Here is a 3,044-nt window from a genome sequence, read left to right on the forward strand (position 1 = left end):
GGGACCACTCGTCCTCATACCTCCCGCGCGCCGATAAGGCGGGTCGTCCGACGACGTAGACTCCCCGGGTTCTCAACCACGGTGCAGGATCGAGTTTGGGTCCATCTTGCTGCCACACCTTGTCGTGCAGGTGTGGGCCGGTGGAGTAGCCGCGGTTTCCTACCGTTGCGATCTGCGCGCCGGCCAGGACTCGCTGCCAGACGCTCACCAGTGTCTCGCTGATGTGCCCATACACGCCGATCGTGCCGTCGTCTTGCAGCACTCGCATCCACAGCCCGAAGCCGGCGGCCTTCGATAACCGTCCCCGCCCAAGGCGATCTTTGAGGTCGCGGGTTCGGTGTGCTCACGCAGCTGTGACACGCGCAGCAAGTTCGTGGGGTAGTCGGGGCTGCTCGTCTCATCGATAACGACAGTGACGTCTTCGAAGACGTGGCGTTTCTGGGTGCCGTCAGGTGGTCGAGAGTGACCACCCAGGTCGGCCGGGTGCCACCGTCTGTCAGATCCTGCTCGTGGAGTGGGTGGAGTGGACGTGATCAAAAGCGCGTCCGGATCTGAGTCGCCTCCTTCCTTCGTTGCTCCACACGAGTCCGTTAGCTGAGCGTGTAGAGCAATTGTTCGTTTGCGGCGTATGCATTTTCGGCGTTTCTGGCGACCAGCGCGTTGACACTATTGATGGTGCTGCGTTGTTCCCAGTGTGTGCCGTCTGGGCTGCGCCAGACGGTGTCGGCGGTGTCGATGCCCCAGAGCGTGCCATCGGGTGCGGCCGCCAGGAGAGCTAGGGCCGGCGCATCGGGAACGGTTGTGAAGGTCTGGGCGTCGTCGGTGCTGTGTTGCAGGCCATCTGGGGTAGTCGCCCATACGCCGCGGTCGGTGATCGCGAGTGCTGCTGCGGCCAGGGGCGCGCCGGGGGTCCAGCTTCTCCCGTCATCGGTCGATACGAGCAGGCCGTTGATTCCGTCGAAGCCTACGAGTAGTTGTCCGTTGGTGGCGAGCGCGTGGAAGTCGATGTCGCCGGCCACCGATCTCGGTGTCCATGTCTGCCCGCCATCTTCGCTGGCGACGAGTCCCAGCGGGTTGGGTGCCGAGCTCCGCGGGCCGGGATGGCCGGAGGCGAAGATCCGATCAGAGCCGGTTACCCCGGCCAGTCCCATGAAGTCGTCGTCGGAGACGCCGACCCGGCTGGTGGTTCCATCTGCGGTGAGGGCGATTACGCCGGTGTGAGTTCCGGCGAGGATAGTGCCGTCGGCGCGGATGTGCAGGGCGTGGAGGTGGTCGAGTTCTGGGGTCAGTGTTGCGCTCTCTGCTGAGGTTGCCGACGGTGGTGGGGATGTGGGTTGTTCCCGGGTGGAGCAGCCGGTTAGCACAATCAGCGTGGCGATGACTGCGAGGACGACCGCAGCGGTGCGGTTGGACGGGTTTGAGGCAGGCAAGCGGCTAGGACTTTCGTGTGGGTAGGACTGAGTTCGGGCGTGGGTGGTGTGGTGATCGGGGTGGTGGCGAGACCGGGTAGGAGCCGCCCTAACCCTCTGGGGGTGTCGTGGTCACGACTTCTGGATGGGGGTGGAAGGCTGTGAAGGCTTTTGGCCGCAATGCTTTTGGAGGACGAGGGAGATGAGGACGTTGCCGAGGTGGTGACGTGCCCCGGAGAGGTCGCCGATCGCAGCGAGGTGGCGGACGAGACCGATGTGTGCGGCGAGGTGGCGGCGTCGGTTCGAGGTGACGCTGAGGTGGTGGGCGCGGTGGAAAAACTGGTGGGTCGAGTATGGCGTGGGTGCTCGGTAGACGTCTCGCATGGCATGCAGATACTGACGACGGTGGTCGTCGGGGGGCGAGTGCGTCTCCTTCGGGTTCTCGGTCACGGCGCATTCCTCGGACTGGTACGCGCAGGCCGGGTCAACCCGCGTCAACTAACTACTATAAAACCTAGTAATTGGCGGCGCGGTCGGTGCCTGAGTTGCGGCGTCACCGACGAACTTCTGGGGCATACTGGCTGGTGGTGCAGGTGGTGGGTCGCCGGGAAGGTGTGTTGAGTGTGGGTCTCAGCGAGCTGACGGCGGGGCGTCGAGGATCGAGGCGAACGATGGGTGAGCATCCATGAGTGCAGCGGTGGTGTTAGTTGTTGCCGCGGGTGTGCTGGGCTGGTTGTGGCCTCGATGGATGGTTCGGGTGCAGGGCCGTATCGATGCTCGTTGGGTGTTGGTGGCCTGGCCGGCCGCGCAGGTCGTGTTTGCGATGTTGTGGGTGGGAGCTGTTGTGACGCTGGCGGTTCCCGGCCATTTCGGCATCCATTCGTTGTCCGAGGTGGTGTCGTGTCTGCGGGTGTTGTCACACGGCGCATCCCCGCGGGTGGAGGCGATCTCCGGTGGCGTGCTGGCGGTGGTGACCGGGGCAGCGATTGTCCGAGCGGTGACGATCGCGGTGCGATCGGCGGTGCGGATGCGTGGTGCTCGTGAGGAGTATCTGCAGTCGTTGCGGTTGGTGGGCGCCCGCAGTGAGCGCTATCCCGACGTGTGGTGGCTCGCCGACGGGCGGCCGATGGCGTTTTGTCTGCCGGGTAAGGATGCCGGGATCGCCGCCACGACTGGGTTACAGGCGGCGTTGTCCGGTGAGGAACTCGATGCCGTCGTTGCCCATGAGCGCGCGCACCGGCGGCAACGTCATCACACCGTGGTGTTGGCGGCCCGCGCTCTCGGGCGTGCGTTTCCGCTGATTCCGTTGTTCAGCCGCGCGGGCCGTGAGGTCGCCGGCTTGGTCGAGCAAGCCGCCGATGCCCGCGCCGCCCAGCTGGTGGGTGCGCGGGCGGTCTGCTCGGCGTTGGGAACGTTGGCCCGTTCGGGGCCCGTGGCGGGCCCGGTGGGTGTGTTGTCGATCAGCGATTCGTCGTCCGTGGGGCCGCGGCTGAGCCGCTTGGACTCCGGTCACCGGTGCCGGTCGCGGCGTCATCATGTGGGTGCCGCCGCGGCGGTGGCTGGTGTGGTGGCGGTACCGACCACGCTGGCGGCATCCGGTGTCGTCGCGGCGATGGTGATCGCGATGTGTGTGTA

General features: G+C 65.8%; 2 protein-coding genes and 1 pseudogene. 1 reads left to right on the top strand and 2 read right to left on the bottom strand.

The annotated features are described in order from the left end of the window. Together ABLE92_RS25980 and ABLE92_RS25985 are read right to left on the bottom strand one after the other, a co-directional pair. Positions 1 to 289 (bottom strand): annotated as a pseudogene (locus ABLE92_RS25980) (M23 family metallopeptidase); the annotation flags it as partial. A gap of 301 nt (positions 290 to 590) precedes the next feature. Then, complete coding sequence (locus ABLE92_RS25985; RefSeq protein WP_035718240.1) at positions 591 to 1,430, bottom strand: F510_1955 family glycosylhydrolase; 840 nt, start codon at positions 1,428 to 1,430, stop codon at positions 591 to 593. Positions 1,431 to 2,094: 664 nt separating this feature from the next. Here ABLE92_RS25985 and ABLE92_RS25990 point away from each other — a divergent pair. Further along, positions 2,095 to 3,044 (top strand): M56 family metallopeptidase (locus ABLE92_RS25990; RefSeq protein ID WP_006357618.1); only part of this gene is annotated, 950 nt, incomplete at its 3' end.

Source organism: Gordonia oleivorans (genome assembly GCF_040044975.1).
Taxonomy (GTDB): Bacteria; Actinomycetota; Actinomycetes; order Mycobacteriales; family Mycobacteriaceae; genus Gordonia; species Gordonia oleivorans.